General features: G+C 53.5%; 9 protein-coding genes. 1 reads left to right on the forward strand and 8 read right to left on the reverse strand.

Annotated elements, in window-relative coordinates; genetic code table 11:
• Positions 1-416 precede the first annotated feature (416 nt).
• From C451_RS05645 to C451_RS05665, 6 genes are all read right to left on the reverse strand, one after another.
• Positions 417-3,278 (reverse strand): UvrD-helicase domain-containing protein, encoded by a 2,862-nt coding sequence (locus tag C451_RS05645; protein WP_241431200.1) that lies wholly within the window; start codon positions 3,276-3,278, stop codon positions 417-419.
• On the reverse strand, positions 3,184-6,141 hold the full coding sequence (locus C451_RS23705) for a PD-(D/E)XK nuclease family protein (protein ID WP_080503517.1): 2,958 nt from the start codon (positions 6,139-6,141) through the stop codon (positions 3,184-3,186). The genes C451_RS05645 and C451_RS23705 overlap by 95 nt, the downstream gene beginning before the upstream one ends.
• Before the next feature lie 713 nt (positions 6,142-6,854).
• Positions 6,855-9,008, reverse strand: a complete 2,154-nt coding sequence (locus C451_RS05650; RefSeq protein ID WP_007738639.1) for an AAA family ATPase — start codon at positions 9,006-9,008, stop codon at positions 6,855-6,857.
• 86 nt (positions 9,009-9,094) lie between these two features.
• Positions 9,095-10,429, reverse strand: coding sequence for an ISH6-like element ISHth2 family transposase (locus C451_RS05655; RefSeq protein WP_007738641.1), 1,335 nt, complete (start codon positions 10,427-10,429; stop codon positions 9,095-9,097).
• A gap of 507 nt (positions 10,430-10,936) precedes the next feature.
• Positions 10,937-14,116 carry a DEAD/DEAH box helicase family protein gene (locus tag C451_RS05660; protein ID WP_007738643.1) on the reverse strand — a complete coding sequence of 1,060 codons (3,180 nt, stop codon included), beginning with the start codon at positions 14,114-14,116 and terminating at the stop codon, positions 10,937-10,939.
• The gene (locus C451_RS05665; RefSeq protein ID WP_007738644.1) at positions 14,103-17,381 is read right to left on the reverse strand and encodes a site-specific DNA-methyltransferase; all 3,279 of its coding nucleotides are present in this window, start codon (positions 17,379-17,381) and stop codon (positions 14,103-14,105) included. Before C451_RS05665 ends, C451_RS05660 begins: the two co-directional genes overlap by 14 nt.
• A gap of 162 nt (positions 17,382-17,543) precedes the next feature.
• Here C451_RS05665 and C451_RS05670 point away from each other — a divergent pair, with 162 nt between their 5' ends.
• The gene (locus C451_RS05670; protein WP_007738645.1) at positions 17,544-18,644 is read left to right on the forward strand and encodes an endonuclease NucS; all 1,101 of its coding nucleotides are present in this window, start codon (positions 17,544-17,546) and stop codon (positions 18,642-18,644) included.
• 48 nt (positions 18,645-18,692) lie between these two features.
• On the opposite strand, the gene tnpC is transcribed toward C451_RS05670, so the two are convergent.
• Entirely contained in the window at positions 18,693-20,174 is a 1,482-nt protein-coding gene (gene tnpC / locus C451_RS20990) for an IS66 family transposase (RefSeq protein ID WP_080503518.1), read from the reverse strand.
• A gap of 529 nt (positions 20,175-20,703) precedes the next feature.
• Complete coding sequence (locus C451_RS24005) at positions 20,704-20,826, reverse strand: hypothetical protein (RefSeq protein WP_275039321.1); 123 nt, start codon at positions 20,824-20,826, stop codon at positions 20,704-20,706.
• Positions 20,827-20,939 lie beyond the last annotated feature (113 nt).

Below are 20,939 nucleotides of genomic sequence, written 5' to 3' on the forward strand. Positions count from 1 at the left end.
CGTGCTCTACTTCTGAGAAATCCCACAGCACTCAGCAAACCAGCTTCCGCACTCACCGCTCATTCTGGGCTTAAGCGATAACCAGTGTCATCATCCAGCGTATCTTCGCCAAGCTCCTCTACGAACTGATGACGCGTTGCGTCAGTCCACGCTGGTTCCGAACGCTCGCGGAGCCACTCGGAGAACGAGACGTTATCGCACCCCTCAGCATACGTCGCGAACGAATCCGAGGTATCTGTGTGGATCATCCAACTAGACCTCCTCTCTTTCTCAGTAGTGGCAATTCTCGAACAGAAGAACCGGGATTGGAATGTTGGTTGCTGAGTGCCATCGTCCAGTCGTTCAAAATCCGTCGTCTATTTATAACTGCCGAATAAAACCAGAGAATATGGAAAAGATCAGTAGGTGGTAGTTGACTAACCGGCCGGTGCACTACTCGAAGTAGCCATCTCAGTTCGTACGAGTGCGATAAGTTCGTCTTCTGTGAGCGGATTGATTGGGACGGGACTACCATCTTCGGTGTAGAAGATACCGACTGAAACATCCCGATCCGGAAAGCACTGTGAGACGACGTGGTAGTAAACGCTGACCTGCTTGCGGTACTCCGATTGAGCGTGCTGCCCGCGATCAGTCTTGTAATCGATGATCTCCACTTCATTCGGCCTTATGCATAGCAGGTCGATCACGCCCGAGATCGATACCTCTTCACCGTCGATCGTCAGGGGAAGGTAGGCAGGTTCCTCGACACGGAAGTCACCGTCGAGCGAGTCGAGAAACGCTTTGATGTGCCTCTCATCGCTGTTGATCTCACCATTCTCTGGCTCGACAGCTTCTCCTTCAGCATAGCGTTCGGCGAACTCGTGGACTCGTCGGCCGAACTCAGAGCCTTTCCCGTCGGAAACGTCCTCGAACACGCTGTCGTCGATCAGCGTGTGTGGTGACTGGGCCACTGGTCCTTCTCGATTCGGGATGGATATCTGGAGATGGCTTTGAACTGTGATGCCACCGTCAGCCGGCTGTACGTCCGGTTCGCGCTCCTCGGGTTCGAGCGGCAGGTTATCGAAGAGGGCACTCGGCGAGGATCCCGCAGAGAAGAGCAGGTGGTCCTTTGCCCGGGTCATCGCGACGTACATGAGCCGGCGTTCCTCGTCGTACTCGCGGGAGAGACACGCCGAGCGGACGTCGTGTCGCCAGCTGTGATACACGTGTGGGAGGTCGTGAACCGTCGAGTAGTGTTTGGTCTGGCGAAGGCCCGCCGTGTCATCGTACCGGATCGCGTCGCCATCACCCCCGGAGGGTGGGAAATTGTGCTGGTTGACGTTCGCGAGAATCACGATGGGATGTTCGAGCCCTTTCGCCGCGTGGATTGTCTGGACGGTAATGGAATCCGTTCCGGGGGAGTCATCGACCTCGTGAGTGCTGCCGGCGTCGAGACTCCGCTCGATGAACTGGATGACCTCGCCGCGGTTCATATGTGTGCTCGAAAACACCCCTTCGAGCGTCGTGACGAGCGTGTCAGCGTAGGCGTCCTCGAACCCATACCGATCGAACACTCGGCGGGCGATCCCGCCGACAGTTTCGATGTCCGCCAGCTCATCGCGGAACGCCACCATGTTCGACGGATAGGCCTCCGTATCGAGGATCTGGTCGGCTTCGTCAAGCGTGTAGCCAGCGCGTTCGAGCACAACTGCCCAGCCGCGGTCGGCGTCGTTTTCGAGAATGCGAAGCCACGCCAGCAACAGTAATACCTGGTCGGTACTGAACAGCTCGACGCCACCCTCATAGGCCACCGGGAATCCATACTCGTCGGCGCGTTGCTGGAGCTCACGACCGAACCGCCGCGTCCGAGTGAGAATCGCGATGTCCTCGTACGTCGGTGGGCGCAGTCCATCGTTGGCATCTGCATCTGCGACCGCATACTCGGGGTTGTCCACGATCTCCTGAACGCGATCCAAGAGGGCCTCGTACTCGTCGTCACCAGTCGTAGCTTCGATCCGCGAATGCTCGTTGGTCGAATCGGCGTTGAGTGAGACAATCGACTCGCGCACGTCATCGGCGTCGAGGTCCTCATTGTTCGTGGCTGGCAGCGTCAAGCTGCACTCCGAGAAGTCGAGAATCTCCTGTGTCGAGCGATAGTTCTGCGTGAGTTCGATCTCGGTCACGTCCTCAACAGGGTAGCCAACGCGCTCGATGTCGTTGTTGAGTTCGCTCTTATAGGTCTGGAGGCGCTCCTCGAAACGGCGGATGTTATCGACCGAAGCGTATTGGAAGGAGTAGATACTCTGCTTCCAGTCGCCGACCACGCAGATGTTATCGGTCCCGGCAAGCAGGAGAGCGAGCTTGAATTGGATCTCGCTGGTGTCTTGGAACTCGTCGATCATCGTGTACTCGAAGGCCAGTTCCTCACGAAGAGCGTGGTCTTCACAGAGCAGTGCGAACGCGAACAGCAGGAGAAAACTGAAGTTGAGGTAGTTGCGACCGAGCGCGAATTCGATATACTCGAAATACAGATCGTGGACGAACTGCTTCAGCTCCGAACGATCCTCCTCGAAAGCTCGGTTGGCCCACTCAGCGTCGATCTGTTTCGTGCCTCGGCCACCCCGGAGTTCGGTCTTCCCTGGTGCCTCCGGGAGGTAGCATTTGTTCCGGCCGTAGAGGCCGAGGTTGTCACGCAGATCAGACTGTGTCGGCCCGTTTGTGCCCTCATTCGGTGTATTCGCCTGGGTGAAATACTCCTTGAACTCCTCAAAATCGCCATCGAGATAGCGCTCGCCGTGACGGAACCACCCCTCGCGAGTCGGGAAGATACCTTTCGCTGCGAGCTGTTTGATCTGGGCGAGTAGCGACGACTCATCCGAGAGGATTCGGAAGTAGTCCTCATACTCGGGATGCTTGCGCACGAACCGCCCGACGAATTCTCGGAAGCGCTCGTTCTCGATGACCTCGTTTTCGAGTAACTGCGTCGAAGAGGTGATGCGATCGTCGATCCCGAGGATCTGTGGCGCTTCGAATCCGTACCGAAGCAAGATATCGTGAGCAAGACTGTGGAACGTGCTGATCGGAGCGTCGCGCAGCGCCGCCATACTGTAGTCACAGTGGGCGACGATCCGATCTTTCATCTCCTCGGCAGCGTTGTTCGTGAACGTCAGCAAGAGGAGATCCTCCGGTTCGACATCGTCCTGATCAAGGATGTTCGCGTAGCGTCGAGTAACGGTGAACGTCTTCCCCGTGCCAGCACCCGCGTCGACGAGGTAGGTTCCTTCGGTCGCGTCGATCAGCTCCTGCTGTTGGTCGTTCGGTGTGATCGCTGTGTCCGTCATTGATCACCCTCCTGTGTGTCGAAACGAGTACCTGTCTCTTATACACATCTCTGANNNCCCTCGCGCCATCAGAGATGTGTATAAGAGACAGGTCAAGGAACTCCTCGAAAGCGTCGACCTCAGGTTCGAAGTAGTTCTGCGTGCGAATCGAGAGGAGTTGGCGAAGCGCTTGGTTGCATCCAGTTTCGACGTATTTGTAGTCGCCAACAGCGATTTTCATCTGTTCGGTGAGTGCGTCTGCGAACGCCGAGTCGAGCAGCTCGTCTTTCTCGTAGGTGTCCGGGATATCGTGAGAGTTGAGGAGCGACCGATACGTGTCGTACTCGACCTGATCGAACGTCTTCTGGCACTTGTTGGAGCCATCTTCACGAAGCGCCTCGAACGTAGCCTCTTGTTGGATGTGCTCCTCGAAGGATGTCGGGTAGTAGGTCAGGGTCGTGATTCCTTCATCGGATGATGGCGGTTCATCGGCAGTGATCGCATCATCGAACGTCTCAAGGAAATGGAACAGCCGGAACTCAAGTCGTTCGTCCGGGCGCTCATCGCGATGCTGGGCGAGATAGAGCAGCGCCTGGAAGTTCGGTGTATCGCTAATCTCATCGATCCGGGCGTTCTTCACGACTGTCGAGGCGGAGTTGTGACTCCCGCTCTTGTAGTCGAGAAGCTGGTTCGGTGTGTGAATCAAATCGATGATACCCTTAGCGCCGAGTGCGCTGTTCTCGAACCACCGTTCGGTGATCGGTGAGTCGATCGTTCGGTCGAAGTGTTTGGCGAAGCGATTGCCCCAGTCGGGGTCCGTATAAGCGTCATACGTCGATTCTTTTGGTGGGTTCTCGTCGAGGTATCTGGTGATGGCGTCGATGCCAACCCGGAATTCGCTTTCGAGCGTCGCGAGATCGAGGTCGTCGACGTACGGCTCCATCCCTTCACGCATGATTGCAACGATGGTGTCGGTGCCTGCTGTGTCGACCTTGTCGGGATGATTGACATAGAACTCTGCGAAGTCATGGAAGAGGTTCCCCTTCTGGAGATAGTCACGATCCGGGCCCTCGACGAGATTGTCGAAGTAGTAGTCCCGCGGGCAGTTGACGAGCGTACTCAGCGAAGACTGGCTGATCGTTTCGACGGTATCGGACGTGGTGGTGATGGACTGTTTTTCGAAGCCAGTCGTGGGTTGGCTGGATGAGCGTCGGCTGTAGGGTACGTGTGAAAGGTCGCTGAAGCGGTCGAACTCTTGATCGAGGAGGTCATGGAAGTACAAGCAGGGCGTGATCGACTCGCCGGCTTCGGTATCCTTGACGAGATAGTACTGCTCGACACCATTTTGAAGGAGGACCTGAAACTGCTGGAGGTACTCGCGATCCTTCTGGTCGGCATCGACCCACGGTTTGTCGGGTACTGAGTGGGTCCAGCCGGCGTCCAATCCGAGGTAGAAGACCACCGGACGGTCGACGTACGCTGCGGAGGTGGCCGACGCGAGGAGTACTCCCTCCTGTTCTTCGTCAGTGGGGACATCGAACGATTGGAAGTAGTATTCGAGATCGTCGAGGATTGTATCGGTGACTGGTTGTTCCAAGAGGCCGAGTCGGCGGAGTTCGCCCCGGAGGTCGGTGAACGACTCGTCGCACCACGTCTCGTAGGTCGAGAGTGCCTCGTCGACGGTGTGATCGTTGATGGTGCCGCAGAAGGTCTGTAGCGGATCCAGCTCGGGCTGATCGAGGCTTCGAAGTCGCTTCTGGTCGTGTTTGACTGGTGGGTCGATGCCGATCGTTGTGAGGATGGGGCGAACGTCACTCAGGCGGAGGCTGTCGCTTGAGAGCGCCCTGCGGAGGAGTCTGAGGAACGTTCGAATGTGGGTGTTGTCCACGAAGCCCGGCCCGCCGTAGTAGGGAACGTCGGTGGATTCGAACGCCGATTCGATGAGTGAGGGATACTCGCTCCCCCGATCCATGACTACAGCGATATCTTCGGCGTTATCTGTGGAGGTGGCATCGGTGACCGTCTCGACGATGGCAGTCGTCGAGTCGAACAGTGAGAAATCGGGGAGATCGAATGGATCTGGTGCGAACGGGCTAACGGAGTCGTAATCATCGGGAAGAATCGTACAGTCGAGCGTCGTGAACTGCGCTTCGCCGATCACCGCCACGTCGAGATCGTCGTCGATGGTGTACTCGGCGAGATCGGCGTGTGAGCTTTCGGCCTGTTGGATGACGTCGATGGCTTCGTGGGTTGAGTTGGTGTCGTAGCGATCGTAGTCGAGGATGGCATCGATCTCACCTGTCTCTTCCCAGCTCTGGAGGATGTTCTCGACGAGATACGAGGCGTGCTTCCAGCTTAGGTCAGTTTCGGTAACGAGGTCGAGAAAGAGAGAGCGCTGGTCCTGTGCAGTGAACTCGCCCGAAGCGAGCATTCGTGGGGTGGCGGCGAAGCGGCCTAATCGCGGTTGGTCGAGTCGTCGGTTCAGGGCGAGACTCAGCGGTCCGTCAGTTGTGAGGACGAGATCATAGTCCTGTGTTTCGGCGTAGAGTTCGTCTACAGAACGGGCACGCTGGAGCGTCATTGAGGCAATGATAACTCGGTATAAATCTAAAACTGTCGATAGGAGAGGCCCAACTCTGATTGCTAAGTTGAGATTAAGCCACAGAAGAGGGCTAATGACAATAGCAAAACTGGAATGCTGGAGAGTTTGGCGATCAGACTCTGACTTGGGTACCGACCGCCGACTTTGAGAGCCTCGTTTAATCAGTCCATATCCACATCTGCATTTGACTAAGCTTGCAACGACTGACGAACGTTGCAATGGAAGTGACTTCTTCGACATCCTCAGTAGTCAGTAAGACCTTCATCTGGTCGACAGTGACCATCGTCGATATCAGCTCAGCCATTCTCCAGCACGAACGCTACAGGACCGGTGTAGCCGCCTGTGTTACTTTGGATGCGGAGCTGTTCAAGCGGTGGGAACTGGCCCCAGTGAGTTGGTTATGGAGGATCCATGCGATCACTCGGCGCAGTTGAGATGTTGGCCATTGTGGTGGTCTTCGATTCCCATGCTTAGAGTTGTTCGTTTCCGAGGACATGAATAGGGAGATTCGCAATGCTCATCTCCACCTCACACTCCGTGTGCTGGCCATCCTGGAATCAGCATAGTTGCCCTCTTCAACGGAAGGAACGTACCAAACCCGCTCGCCGTTGACTGAGACGGCGCGAGGCTCTATTGGTATTTTCTCAGCCGTCCCCAACAGAACACTGATTTTAGCGCAAGCTTGCTTAATGATGTCTTGGATACTTGCCGTCGTTCCATCAGAAGACAAGGAGGAAGTCAGATTTGACCCCATCGAATTCGTGCTTGATGATGTTCTTTGCGGCGTTGAGAAGGTTATTAGGTTGTATCATTCGTGTTCGGTTAAGCCCGTAGAGGCGAATGAGTCGGGCCTTGTGGGGACGCAACTCCGACGAAATCACGCGAGACGAACGATGCCGCAGACGGAGAAATACTACTGGGAGTGTTAACCGAACACGGATGTAGGTTGTATACTAGTTCGATTGGGACTGGTCTTGCTCGAATACCATATGGAAGAACGCTTCTAAATCGTTATCTTGGGGGTGATCGATTTCGGTGAAGGAAGCTCGCAATTCAGACAGCTCATGATCATCAGGTTTGAACCCTAACGCGGCTTCTCTCTTGTTCCCACCATCATATGGATAATAGTCTTCGAGATCGCCACTTAGAAGCAGTATGTTGTGGTCTAATAAATCTTCGACCACCTCAATTCGGTCTTCTTCAACTTTATCAGATGCCCACAAGGAGTTTGGAGGTTCAGTATTTTCGCACTTTGCGAGGATTCTCTCTATAAGTTCTTCATCCTCGCCGGTCATATCTCCACCATTCCCAATCCTCTCTTTTAAATTTTCTAACTTTCCAAAAGCATCATCCCACGGTAAAAATCGAACCGCATTTGATAATTCCTCATCATCATATTCACCTCCATCAAATTCGTCAACAACTCGATTATTTAGTGTTTCCAGACTATCTAATGTGGATTGATCGTCGACAATCGTTTGACACTGATCTTTAGCGGCATCGACATCAAAAACAGCGAATGTCTCAATTCCTAGTTTGTTTAGGAACCGATAAAACCGACACACGTGACCCTTTCCGTCCGTGTCTAATAGTGGGATGCTCCGCTTTTCGAAGTCCCATTCTTGATCTAACTTTCGGGCCATCTTTTGGAGAACAAGTCGGTCAGATAGCCCTTCCACTAATACAACCTTATCCGCGAAGATGTAGGAGGATACACTTTGTAGATCCGTAAGTCTAGATTGTTCTGATTCACTTTCTTCTTTGAGAACACTATCGAATTGGGTGATTTCCGTTCCTCCGCTTTGGTTTCGGACAATATTTATAGTATCAAGAGTCTTATGCTGAATTAAAATTGGTGAATGGGTAGAGAAGAGAATTTGGGTGTTTGTCGTAGTGAGCTGGTCAAAAGTCTGAAGTAGTGTTTTCTGTAGAGAGGGATGTAAGAACAGTTCAGCTTCCTCATAGAGGATCAGTAGCGGACGTGAACTAGTTTCCTCTTCCTCCTCGTCTCCATCACCGATTTGAAACCTCCCTTCGCGAATGTCTGCAAGTGTTCGGACCAAACTGAATATAAGTGTTCGTTTCACTCCTTCTCCGACGTTTTCTTTGGATAGAGATTCCAGCGTTTCCTCTTGGATTTGAATATCTGCGTTTCGGAATAGATATTCAGTCGATAATGGTGGAAATTGGAATTTGACAGATTTATCCTCAAATGTTGCACCCAAATGGTCACTAATTTGCTGTTGAACTCGTTGGATGCTATTATGTCCGTTAGGATCAAATCCATCGAGACGCTCTTCAAGTTCGCTATCTAGTTCGTCCTGAACTTCAGCAGAGATTTGATCGACGAGATTCCCAAATTCACCACCACGTTTGGTGGTGGACTCGATTTTCTTGATTGCTGGGATAGAAATCACGTGAGGAAGAAATTGATTGAAAATGATCGACTTTGTCCCCTCGTGGAAATCATCTGGTTGTAGGGAAAAATCAAGATCATCAGGCCACGAAGCGACATACTCTCCATACTTTGTTTTCCAGATCCCCTTATTTTTCATCTTCCCGTCGGGAACGCGTTCTGCGATTTCTGGAAATTCTTCTTTCATTTGATTTCGATAGTTAGTTTTCGTGAAATTTGTCTCATTACGTTGCTTCGCCCATAAATTGTCATGCCTTTCTTCAAAATGTTCTTTCGAGTAGTGTTCGTCAACAGGAAGGAATTGTAGTAAATGTGTGTCAGTAGATATTTCTCCGTTTTTATTAGCCTTCTTACAAATTCCAAGAACATCATCGAATTGCTTGTTATTGAGGAGCGAATCCTCTATCGCCTCCCGTTTTTCTTCGGCCTTAATTCGATTGAGATCATCATTCGTAATTTCAAAAAATCCTCTTACCGCGACAGTTTTATCGCTATCCATTTTCCAAAATAACTCTTCATCGAGGTTCTTCTCCCGCTCATCTAACAGAAACTTGATTGCTGAGAGAATATTTGTCTTTCCGGCATTATTTTTCCCGACTAGACAGTCTAATCCCTCAAAAGAGATGGATTCATGCTCGGTTTGGTCTCGAATTGATCTATACCGAGCCACTTCCAGATCGACAAGTTTCATACGCTTACACTAATGGGGGTAATAATTAAAGCAGTGATTGTTTGCGCTTGGATACTTCTCAGATATTGGTCGCGTCCCAAAGTCGTCTAAAGTTCGCCTCTGGTAGCCTCCACTGAGAACTCACATCTTATTGATGTTTTGGTCGAACGCTGGAGCAGTTCGTGTTTGAACGCCTGATACTGTTCAGGGTTGGCGTAGTCCACGAGTCGTAGCTGAAGCATTGCCTCTAATCCGGCGGCTGTCCACCGCATCCACTGATTCTTGCACCGCTTCGAGACCTCTCCCATTGCTCGTTCGACCGGGTTCGAGGTCCACGGCACCTCGAACCCATCCACCGCCTCTTCGGCGAATAGAGTCATCGATGGTAGCCATGTCCGCAGATACGATGCTGTCTTCGGCGAGGAAAGCTGATCCAGCTGCCACGCGAGATGACGGATGCGCTGGGTCGTGGTGGCGATCCGCGCGCGGATCGCCGCCCACTCCTCGTTCGGACGATGCTTCTCGACCGAGTTTTTCAGGTGGAAGAGGTCGTTTGCGACTTCCGAGACAATCTGCTTGCGCTCGTCCAGCGAGAACGCACCGTCCTGCCAGAGCATGTAGCTGGTCGTTCGCGGCACGTGAACCAGATCAAGTTGATGGAGGCGCTCCTCGGTGGTGAACGCCTCGGTGAGTCCCTCTTCGGCGTCACTGACGACTCTCGCGTCGTCAGTGACCGTCTCGATCTCGTCGAGTGCGGTGGCAGTGTCTTCCCACGTATCGTCGACCGAGACGTCCAGCAGGGTGGTTGCGTCGTCTTCGTCTTGGCTGAGCGTGACGTGGACGTCGTTGTAAGCGGTAGCGTCGTCCTGGCTGTGGCATTTGGTTCCGTCAGCGAGAATCGTATCGGCGTTCATCCCGTCGATCTGATCGTGGAGGAAGTCGCCAAGCTTGCTGCCGTATTCTTTGACACGACGATTGATGGTGGAACGCGACGGCATCGAGAGGATGCCGTCGCCGTGATCGGCAGTGTCACGATAGCTGAGGTCTGTTGCGAGATCAACGCTCTGGAAGGAGATATCCTGCTGATACTGTTTTTGGCCGTCGAAGCTGATGACGTCCTCAATGGGACGGAAGTATGCGTCCTCATCGGGGTCAGCGGAAGTGTCCTTGACGTAGTGGAGATCAAGGTCGTGTTCGCCGGCGGTGGTAACCGCCGAGCGTTGTTTGGTGCCGCGGCGCTGGAAGCGTTCGTCGCCGTTGCCGCGGGCATGTTTCTCGCCACAGAGCGCCTCGACGAGTTGCTCGTCGAGGCTTGCGACGAGCTGTTCGAGAACCGTCGCCTCGATGTTCTGCTCGGTGAGTTCCTCACCGAGCGCGGCGAGCGGTACGGTTTTGTCGTCGTCGATACTGAATTCGAACCGCACGTTGATTTCAGCGTGCATGGGTCACCTCGTGTGTTGGTTACCAGAGGTGACCCCGCTTCCACGGAGTCAGTTACTACTCGACTTTAGACGGCTTTGAGACACGACCCAGATATTTCACGGCATTCATCTTCGACAATCCCGGGATGACGCGTTGCTCCGTCACAAATGTGTGGAATCGGGAGAGGAAGATGCGACTCGCAACGAATTCGAGGATGTCAATGGAATCGAGATGATGGTAGGGATTATCTACTCACTCAGGAGCACGGGAATGTTATCGACTTATCGATCGCCAGCGCTAAAATAGATGGTTCTGTTTTCTCCACAAGTTGTATTGAAACAGATATTTCCTTACAAATCTGGTTTATTAAGACCGGACTTACTTCTCACTACGGTTCTTGGTCTGAATCTGAATCGCTCATCTATGGTTGAGGATGTTCAGCACAACGCATTCACCCCACAATTTCCCGGCTTGTGGATAAGAAAGGAGGGAATATCAATAAAACACCCCATACTACCGATCAGCACTCAGTCGAGTACGTTGTCTAGGATTGTACCTATCCCATCTTCAGGGAAATAAATTCCATTTTCGTGGAATCCATTGCGATCGTCCACGCGTGACCTGTCTTTGAGTTCCTGTAGGTCAGATTGTGAGATGAGATACGAGTGGAGGGAGACATCGTTTCTGTCCGTTCGCTCGCTCAGTTCCTCCTCGTACTCTTTGATCTCCTCGTGGAAGGTGACTCGGTGGTTGGCGAGGGGATCTCCCTCCAGCGCAAGACCGTGCGGTTCGAGAAAGACGATGTGCTGATGGTTCTCATTCTTTAGCCAGAGGATGAAATCCGGGAAGAACCGTTGGGCACCGCGGTCACCGACCAGGAAGCCAATGCCCCTGCCGCGGGATTGGTTCCTGAGAAGGTAGACCTTCCACTCGTCGAGTATGGCTTGGCCGTCGTTCTGGTCGAAGTATTGCTTGATGTCGCGGACAACTGCTTCTTCGCCGGCGTTGAGTGCCGGCGGTGAGTAGTTCACATCGTCTGCGTTCTGCCCCGATTCCTCGGCAATCAGTGGGAGGTACAGGTGCTGATCGTAGCGGACACGGTTCGGAACACCGCTTTCGTCCGAGTAGACACCGTCCTCCAGCGTCGACTCCAGCTGCTTGATGAAGTCCTCTGCACTAGCCTTGACCTCTGCCGAGTAGGAGGCAATCATCACCCCATTGTCCGTCCCGATCTCGTCCTCGATGGGCGTGTAAGTGAGGCTACTTTGCTCCCACACCTTCTCCGCGCGGCGGTACTGCTGCTCGATGTATTTTCGGAGGATCATCAGTACTATCTCGCGGATTCGGTCAAGGTCGTCGAAGCTATCGAACGCGACAAGGTCCTCTGGGCACCGAAGTGTGTAGTGCCCCTCGCTCACGATTTCCTTGAGTTTGGATTTTTCCACAACCTGATTCCGATATCCGCGATTTGTGCGAAATTGCCAGATGTCGCGGTAGATGCGGTGCCAGTCAAGAAATTCGATCGCAGCGTTCGGGATGCTTTGTTTCTCAGCGTCGGATGATCCTTCATACTCGCTGCGGGAGGAGATGACGCCCAATCGCGGCGCGAGATCGATCTCGGGACTGAACTCGTCGGAGGTTTCGAGCCAGAGCGAGTTCTGTTCCTCGAATGACCCCTCTATTTCCGGACGGGCCACGAGCAGTCCTTCTCCTTGGAAGTGGTCCTGTATCTGGGTCTCGATCTCGATGGTCTCCCGTTCCTCCGTATCGATACCCTCCTCCGATAGATAATCCCGGAAGTCGGCCATGTAGTCGGCACGGACGCCGAAGATGTTGAGCGTCTCCAGGGTTTCGATGTTATCCGGATGGTCTCCAGGGAGTTCCCGTGATCGCTTCAGGGTCTGATTCTTGCCCAGCAACCGCACGCCCCGGCCGAAGAGCTGGATGATCTGTGGTCCCTCGCCACGACCGAAGTTCATCAGTCCCATCGTCGAAACGCGCCAGGAGTCCCAGCCCTCGATGAATTTGCGAGAGCCGAGGAGGATATTGACATTGGAATCGTTCTTGTCGATTTCACTGAAGAGCGAGTCAGCAAACTGGTCTTCCTCAACGGTAATCAGGTCGTGTTTCTCGACCCGGTCCAGAAACACTCGGTCATTGCCGATGTTAATCACGCCGAAGTAGTTGTCCGTAGAACGAGCGCGGAGACCGATCTCCCCGGTCGCGTTCGAGATATTCACGATTTCCAGCCCAGAGGAGGACTCGGTCTGGAAGATTCGGTCGAGGATCTGCTGGTAGACGTCCGAGCCGGAGAGTCCCGAGTCGCGCAGCGCGTCAAACGATTCGGCGAAAAGGTCTACTCCTTCGTCCACTTCAAGACCGGATTCGTTGGCAAGGATAGCACCAATAGCGTCTGGCACCCATCCATCCTGGTTTTGCAGTACACGGCCGACAAAGAGCAGAACATCCTCCACATCGGAGAGACTGCGCTTATCGTTGCTACTCAGGCCGGACTGGGTTTTCTCCGCGTTCACGCTGTGTCCGATGAACACGAGGAGGGGATTCCGTATGTTGTACCTGCCGTGGAAAGCCTCCGAGTCCTGGTTGTAGACGTAGATCTGTTCAAAGAACGTGAGCAGGTTGGCGAGGAGATAGCGGTCGCGGAGTTCGTCGTCGACGTCGTTTTCCAGGTTCAGGATGCGGTAGTCTTTCCCGTAGCCGTCGTCGTAGAATCGAGGATACGAGTAGTCGAAGAGGATCGTCTTGCCGTACTCCTCTTCGATGCTTGCCGATGCACCAGCCACCGCCTGCCCAAACGTCGCACTGTACTCGAACGTGAACCCGTCCGATGCAAGTGCTTCCCGGCGATTCCGCCAGCTCTGGGCCGTGCTTCCGGCACCCTTGTGACCCTCGTCGACCATGACGAGGTTCTGGCCCTCGAACGAGTCGACCTCGACACTCAGCCCTTCTCCGGTCTTCTCCTCGGTCAGTTTCTGTATCTCGATAACTTTGACCGGGTTCTCGCCGGCCCCCCACAGGTTGATGCTTTCGGCGTTGAATTGTCGACACGGGATGCTGCTCTCGCGGAACTTATCGATGTGTTGCTGCGAAAGCCCCTCATTCGGTGTAACCAGCAGGATATTGTCCGGGGTTTCGTCGTGTTCCTCCGCGTAGTGGAGATACTGGTAGTAGTTTAGGTGCATCAGCAGCGTCTTCCCGCTGCCCGTCGCCATCCAGAACGCGGCCGTGTTCAGGTTTTCTTTGCTGAATTTTGGGTATTTGATCTGGCCTTTGTGCTCGTCGTTGTATTCGTCGACAAATGCGTTCAGCCGGTTCAGAAACACCTCTGGTTCGCCCATGCTCCTGTCGAGGTATGCCTCTGAGATCAGCCCAGCCAGTACTTGAAACGGTTTCAGCACTACCGGGACAGCACGCCGCTCGTTTATCTTCTCCACGTGCTGCTTGATGTTCTCATCATATCGGAGTAGGTCGTCCTGCGACAGCTTCTCCTCGTCAGCTTTCGCTGAGATGAAGTTGTAGACGTAGCTCCGACCTTCCGAATTGTAGCCCTCATTCACCTGATTGAGTTCATCGTAGAACCGGCGTACTGTGGCGTAGTCGGTGGTGTCCTCTACTCCGAAGGCGTCGCGGAAGTAGTCGACCAAGGCCAGCCGCAGCCGAAACTTGTCAAGGTCACTCCGCGCCATCGTGACCAGCCTCCATCCGCTCTTTGAACGTCACTTCAGCAGGTTCTGCACCGGGCACGAAGCTCTCTGTGTTAATGTATATCCGGTCGAACTCGTTGAACTCGAACTGTTCTTCAAACCACTCGCGTTCTTGTTCTAAATCCAACTTTTCAGCGTCACGCCATACAGTCAGCACGCTGTCGATGCTGTTCTCCATCTCTACACCGCACCGCGTCACCACGTACTGCCGGTCCTGGTGCTCACGGGCTTCAAATCCGCTCACATCTGCTCCAAGTAGGTAGTGGAACGTTTCGACCAAGTCGACCGTTGTCGATTTCCGGATATTACCGCTCTGCTCGATCTCCAGTTCGTAGTCAAACGGGTGTTCGAAAGAGACTGGCTCCAGCAGCGAAGGGCTCTCTGCTTCGAAATCAAGCATATACCCGGACACGTATTCGTCCTGTTGTTCCTCAACCAGTCGCTGTTGATGTTCATTTTCTGGTTCCTCCAGCACCACATTGTTCAATGCATCCTCGTACGATTCGATTCGATGATACTTCACCATATGTGACTGTCCGTTATTGTCTTGTGGCACGCTTTCTGACCAATCACTTGAGAAAGTAGCTTTTTGGACACGTGGACGGAGAATAGTATCAAATTGCTCCCCCATTTCAACAAGAATATATTTCCGATCACCGTTATCCTCTCGATTGAGGTTTATTACAGCATGGCCCGTCGTTCCACTGCCAGCGAAGTAATCGAGGACGATATTCCTGGCTTTCCCAACCGTAGATATTTGCAAAATACGTTTCAACAACCGGATTGGTTTTGCTGTCTTGAAAGCACGCCGACCAAGTAAAGCACCAATTTCTTCTGCGGCCTCATGGTTATGGCCAACCTCTTCATGTGACCAAACGGTTTCAGGTGGTTTAGAAGCATCTAGGTCCCGAAACTGTTTAACGTATGGCTGCCAGCCGTATTCATCAGTATCTACCCATTCAATCAATCTTTCCTTACGTTCTAGATAGGTTTCTTTTGACCAGCGCCAGCATCCTTCCGTTCCATCAGGTTTGTATGGCCAAACCTCTGTACCGTCGGGGGCCTCAAGTGAAAACCATGAATTGGGTGCATCAGAACGTAGCGAATTACTGCCTTCTTTTCTCAGAGAGCGTCGCCTGTATCTTCTCCCAGTTTCTTCATCTTTATAACGGAATTGACTAACATCCTGTTCAAACGGAATTTGATATGGTTTCGCACCTTGTTTTCTCCCAAATGTAAGAATATAGTCATGTGTGGTGCTGAATCCACTAGCATCCATCTGGGGACTGTAAGAATTATTCCAACATATAGAAGCAAGAAAATTATCTTTGCCGAAAATATTCTGTTTCAATTTCCGGAGGTTACTTTCTTCATTATCGTCGATATGACTGAACATCAATGCATCATCAGACATAAGATCTCGTGTTAGCCGCAGCCGATCTTCCATCATCGAAAGCCATGAGGAATGACGGTATTTGTCTTTGTAAAGAAAACCATCATTACCGGTATTGTACGGTGGGTCTATGTAGACACAGTCCACAGCATTCGAAAATTTCTCCCGTATCAGATTTACAGCTTGGAAATTTTCTCCATGGAGGAGAACACCATCCGTCTCATCCTCAATGTTGTCAAATGAATCCAGCAACTCCCATTTGAAATCACCATCAAACAGCGCGGTGTCGATCATTAAGTAGGGGTTACTGGTTAGAACATCGCCAGTGAATTCTCCCTGCCATGATAGGTCGGTCCGCCATTCATCCGTATTGTACACTTCGTGCCACTGTTCGAGCTGTTTCTCGTTGTTGATGATCTCGTCGTAGAGCCTGTCTGGGACCTTATCGAGAGTGACCATGTAGTCCGTCTGGGTGACGAATTTTCGCTTTTCGAACAGTCGTTTCTGGAAACTCTCGATCTGATCAAGGAACGTAATGACTCGGTCTGCGATTTTTCGGACAACCCGTGCGCGGCGGAGGGAGTGCGGGTCGCGGTCGGCGTCCGCTTCGACCAGTTCCGCCGTGTTGAGTATATCGTTCTGAATGTAGTAGTCAAGTTCGTCCTGCAGGAACCCACCGAGGTCCTTGTGGACGAAGTAGTCCATCGTGTTCTTGGAGGTGTAACGGGTCAAGTGCTGCATCAGCACCGTCTTCCCGTCATCCTCTCGCTGAAGTGTTTCTCGCGGTCCGCGGGCGTTGAGCTGGTCGAGTATCTGCTTGTGAAGAGCGGTGCAGAGGATGGTGTTCGTCTTGTAGTTGAAACTCGATCGGTCTTCACCGGTCACCTCGTTGTAGATATTGACGAACTCGTCAGCCTCGTCTTCGGTGATCAGCCGGTACTGGAAGGTGACAGTGAGTATGGCCTCGTCTTCATCCCAGGCTACCGGGTCGTTGCCGAGGATGAAGTACCGTTCATCGCCCTTGACGTTGTCCTGAGGGACGTTCGCATCCTCTACCCTGAACTCGGCATCGAGGCCGTCGGCCTGGAATCGGTAGGTAGTGAACTGCTCGCTGGTCTTCACGTAGTACTGGTCGCGGTTGGCCCAGTGGAAGAACACCTCCTCACCGTTGTATGGGACCATGAACTTCGCGTCCTGCGAGGAGAAGCGACGTTTGGCGTGGAAATCCCCTCTCTCGTAGAATCTGGAGAAGAACGTGTACAGGTCATTGAAGACGCGGGCCTCAGTCTCCTCTGCGACCTCATACTGTTCTAGTCGTTCCTTCGCCTCGACGTAGTCCTCGGCCATACCAAAGTCACGGAACTCCTCTTTGATCTCGCCCTCTTGCGTAAACACGTCCTCGTTCAGCTGTTCCACGACATCTGCCCGCGCCTGTTTGACCTCCTCCTCTAACTCGGCTCGTTCCTCAGCTGCGACCGCTTCAAGCGCGTCATGGACAGTCCGAATCAGGTCCTCTTCGATGAAATCATCAATAATGTCACGTCGCTGATTGAGTATGCGGTAGATCCCAAAGTCGAGGTCGGATGTATCGAATTGAAATAGATCCCGCAGTAGTTGTTGGAGTTGGTGTTGTTTCTCCGTCACTTCCCGTCGTTCTCGGTATCCTTCTCGTTCCAGGTACCGAAGGATGTTCACCGCTGTCGACGTATTAATGTCATCGATGCCCCGGAGATCGTTGCGGGTCGCGCTAGCAAGGCCATCAAGTGAATCGAATTCAGCATCACGGAGATTATTTAGCGTCGATTCTTGAATGTCATCTAACTCAAGAAGAGAGTCAAGCGATTGCTCAGGCATTACTGGGTTTGTGCTCTGAGGAGTTATTTATACTTTCATCACGAGCTCCCCGGCAGTTTCTGATTGGACATCATTGTACCCCAGATGATTGTCAAACGTCAGCAAACCAAATCTGATCTATCGGTGAGGACAATTTATGAGGGAGTCAGATGATTATGACGTATGCCGATCGATTTAGGACTCTGGAGAATTGGTGACGATGGTGATTTCCATCGGGTCTCTTCTACAAATTTGGACAGTGAAGAGCGCCTGGAGCGGTTCCTCCTTCAGGATGCAAATGTCCTCGGCCAGCCGCTCCTCGTGATCGACCGACAGATAACAACGCCGAGCGGGAAACGCCTCGATATTCTGGCGATCGACGAGAGTGGCGACCTCCACGTGGTCGAACTAAAGCGCGATCGCTCTCCACGGGATGTCACCGCACAGATCATCGACTATGCATCCTGGGTGAGACATCTCGACTATCAGGCGGTAAAGGAACTCTATGAGTCATCCAAGGAGCACGACGATACGTTCGAAGCCGGGTACGACTCTGCGTTCTCCCCCACGCAAGACGACACACCCTCGGGACCTGAAGAGGTGAACAGCCAACACTTGCTGACGATCGTCTCTTCAGAGCTGGACGGCTCCACCGAACGGATCATCGAGTATCTCTCCGAGGAGTTCGAGGTGCCGATAAACGCAGTCCGGTTCAATTACTACATGGAGGAGGGGCGAGAGTATATCGCTCGTACGTGGCTCAAGGATCCGTATGAATCGGAAGAAAGCGAGGAAGAGAGTACCCAAGAGTCCTGGAACGGGCACGACTTCTACGCGAATTTCGGCCAGAATGAGTACCGGAGATGGGAGGATGCCCGCGAATACGGATTCATCACCGGTGGGCATGGCGAGTGGTATCATCGAACTATGGGGAAAGCAACAGAAGGCAAACGGATATTTGTCAATAACCCTGGAGAGGGATATATCGGAGTCGGTATCGTCACACAGGAGAAGACGCCGGCTCCAGAGTTTACGATCAACATCGAGGGCAAAAAGAATGATATTCCAATCACCGATGCCTCACTCGAAGGTGATCTAAGCCGAGATGAGGAAGATCCGGACCTTCGAGAGTACCTCATCGGAGTAGACTGGATAAGGACGCGTGACATCGACGATGCGTTCTGGGAGAAGGGACTATACGCAAATCAAAATACGGTCACTCGATTACGGGATCAGCAGACACTTGACCGCCTTTACGAAGTTTTTGATATAAATTCTTCATAAAACAATAAACTGGCGAGAATGACCTCAGGGTAACCGAGTGGTACCTGTTTAGCGGTTTTCCGTCGTAGATGTCTCTGCACGTGATTTTGGTCGCTCTCCTCCAAGCATCGACGTCAGCTGATCGGGTGGGTCGAGTCCTTGGCGTTCCCACGTTGCTACCATCGTCGAGAGGGTCTCGTGGATGCGGACTCCGGTTTCCGACCGGAGTCCGCCGAAGATTTTGCGCATCACTACCTGTTCGCGTAGAGCGCGCTCTGCGCGATTATTCGTCGAATCAACGTCCGGCTCCGTGACGAACGTCAGCCAACTTCCCAGCCCGTTCCTGATCTTCTCGGCTAACTGCGTCACTTCATCAGCCTCGTAGTCCACTCTGATCAACTCCTCCAGACACAGCGAGGCCTGTGCCCGCCTCCGCTCGCGGGCGGAGGCGGGCGGGTCTTCCTCGTCGAACGCGGTCAAATCCTCGTGGAGGTCGTGCAGTATCTCTGAGACCGGCTTAGCCTCCTCGTGCCGCTCAGCAACGTACTTTGCTTCCCGGAGCAGATGCGCCCAGCAACGCTGAAGCTTCCCGTGATAGCTCGGATACGCCGACCAGCCGTCACAACTCAAGGTGGCGTCCTCGGCGAGTTCGTCGCCGAGGACATCCTCCAGTACCTGACTGCCGCGGCTTTCGTCGATCGTGTAGAAGACGTCCTCGTCGGTCACGAACGTCCAGACCCAGTGCTGGTCGCCGTCGACCGGAAAGCCGGTTTCGTCGCAGTAGATGACATCGCTGTCACGGACGCTGGCTCGAACGTCCTCGTACGCGGGTCGCAGCCGATCTGCGACCCGCTCGGTCATGTTGTAGATCGTCCCCGGTGAGACTGGATGATCAAGCTGCCAATCGAACAATTTAGCCTGTTTCCGGTGCGGAAGCCGGCCGTGATAGCGAAAGAGAGCGGTTTGGGCCAGCAAGCGTGGCCCAAACCGCCCAGTCTCCGGGCAGTCAGGATGTTCCGCGACAACCTCGTTGCCGCAGGAGCACTCCTGCTTTCCGAGCTCGTATTTCGTGACCTCGGTCGGGATAGGGAGCGGAATATCGACGATGACGCGGGAGACGTACTCGTCGGGATCGGTGAGAACGCGGTCGCACTCGGGACAGTACGCCTCCCCGACCCGGACGGTCCTGTCCGGGTCGGGTGGTGGTCGGGTCGTTCCTTCGTGGCCGGGGTTGCGTCCAGGTCCAGACGAGGAGTCGCTGGCGGCGTCGGAGTCGCCGCCAGCTTCGTTGTTTTCCTCGTCTTGTTCAGACTCCTCATTCTGTGGCTGTTGTCCAGCACCGCCTTGCTTGCTGGACGGTGTGTGGGCGTTTTCGTACTTCTTGAGTCTGTTTTCGAGCTCTTCGATTCTCTCGGTCTGGGCAGCGTTTTGCTGGCGAAGAAACGCGTTCTCAGCGAGGAGAGCGAGATCTCGTTGGGGAAGGATCGTCCGACCCACAGAACGGATCGCCGAGGTCGAACGACCCGGCGATCCGTCAGGCCCGGAAAGCACGATTAGCGGCTATTCGCCCTGCTCTTCCCTGAGAGCTACGATTTCGACATGGCTGTTCCGCTAAACAGATACACCGAGTGCAGCTTTTGAGTTATTCATGGAAAACAACTATCCAGAAGGAACTCCTTCCTGACTCCCGGTCCAGAACCCCGGCTACTGATATGCTGCATAGGCCCACCAGAAGGGTGCAATTCTCATAGCCGGCCGCATTTTGCACATTGACCCTGCAACGGTGTTCTGTTTGGGTTGCTAGCCACCCGTTTTGTCGTGCGAGTGGCGTACGAACGTCTGGCTGCTATCGAATCACGCGCACGAAATCAGCGGGTATGGTGCTGTTTTTGCACATCAAAGCCGGTGTGTTCGACTATTTGATGTGCAAAATCAGGATCTCGGTTCTTGCTACGCGCAACCCCGAGAGTCAAGACAGCGAAAGAGCGGACTAGTCGCTGCCATGGCGGTAGTCAGCGGGATCGCCACCGAGTCGCTCCGCGAGGTACTCTCNCGAGAGTCAAGACAGCGAAAGAGCGGACTAGTCGCTGCCATGGCGGTAGTCAGCGGGATCGCCACCGAGTCGCTCCGCGAGGTACTCTCGGTCGTGCTCGCGAAGCTCTTTGATCACCTCACCGGTCTCGGCAATCTCCTCGTCTATCATGGTTCTCCGGTATCTCCAGGGACTACAGTGAACCCGAGAGTCCGAAAATCACTGTCGAACGCAAAGATGTGCTCGACGCCGCGCTCATCGGCGAGCACTCCAGTTAGCTGATC

This window comes from Halococcus thailandensis JCM 13552 (assembly GCF_000336715.1).
In the GTDB taxonomy this organism is placed as follows: Archaea; Halobacteriota; Halobacteria; order Halobacteriales; family Halococcaceae; genus Halococcus; species Halococcus thailandensis.

What these genes read in the sequence shown, in the direction of transcription:
- C451_RS05650 (WP_007738639.1), bottom strand. Translation starts at nt 9,008, where the DNA reads ATGAAACTTGTCGATCTGGAAGTGGCTCGGTATAGATCAATTCGAGAC.
- C451_RS05655 (WP_007738641.1), bottom strand. Translation starts at nt 10,429, where the DNA reads ATGCACGCTGAAATCAACGTGCGGTTCGAATTCAGTATCGACGACGAC.
- C451_RS05660 (WP_007738643.1), bottom strand. Translation starts at nt 14,116, where the DNA reads ATGGCGCGGAGTGACCTTGACAAGTTTCGGCTGCGGCTGGCCTTGGTC.
- C451_RS05665 (WP_007738644.1), bottom strand. Translation starts at nt 17,381, where the DNA reads ATGCCTGAGCAATCGCTTGACTCTCTTCTTGAGTTAGATGACATTCAA.
- C451_RS05670 (WP_007738645.1), top strand. Translation starts at nt 17,544, where the DNA reads ATGCCGATCGATTTAGGACTCTGGAGAATTGGTGACGATGGTGATTTC.
- C451_RS24005 (WP_275039321.1), bottom strand. Translation starts at nt 20,826, where the DNA reads ATGATAGACGAGGAGATTGCCGAGACCGGTGAGGTGATCAAAGAGCTT.